The 531-nt window shown below is 38.6% G+C and carries 1 protein-coding gene; it reads left to right on the top strand.

Annotated features, from left to right (window positions below; translation table 11 throughout):
- Nucleotides 1-531, top strand: a 531-nt coding sequence (locus BW716_RS35425) for a family 20 glycosylhydrolase (protein ID WP_179091434.1), incomplete at both ends; no start/stop codon positions are given.

Raw genomic sequence — 531 nt, 5'->3', positions numbered from 1 at the left:
TTCCCGTATTTTTTTGCCGGAAATCCATACGGAGGATTTTATACGCAGGAGGAAATCAAAGACGTTGTAACATTTGCCGAAGAACATTATGTGAATATTATTCCTGAAATCGAAATGCCCGGTCATGCAACTGCAGCAGTTACGGCTTATCCAAATTTGTCTTGTTTTCTGGATCGTCACTATAAAGTTATTGAAAGCTGGGGCGTTTTTGAAGATATTTTCTTTGCCGGAAAAGAAGAGACTTTTACTTTTCTCGAAGATGTTTTAACGGAAGTTATGGCTTTATTTCCAAGTAAATACATTCATATTGGTGGAGACGAGTGCCCGAAAACAAGATGGAAAGAATGTCCGAATTGTCAAAAAATAATCAAAGATTTAAGATTGAAAGACGAACATGAATTACAAAGTTATCTCACAACCCGAATCGAGAAATTCCTAAATAAAAACGGAAGACAAATTTTAGGCTGGGACGAAATGCTCGAAGGCGGATTAGCGCCAAACGCAGCTGTAATGTCATGGCGAGGCGAAGCT

Source organism: [Flexibacter] sp. ATCC 35208 (assembly GCF_001975825.1).
In the GTDB taxonomy this organism is placed as follows: Bacteria; Bacteroidota; Bacteroidia; order Chitinophagales; family Chitinophagaceae; genus Chitinophaga.
The sequence above is the reverse complement of the archived record's forward strand: the minus strand, read 5'-3'. Positions and strand labels throughout refer to the sequence as shown.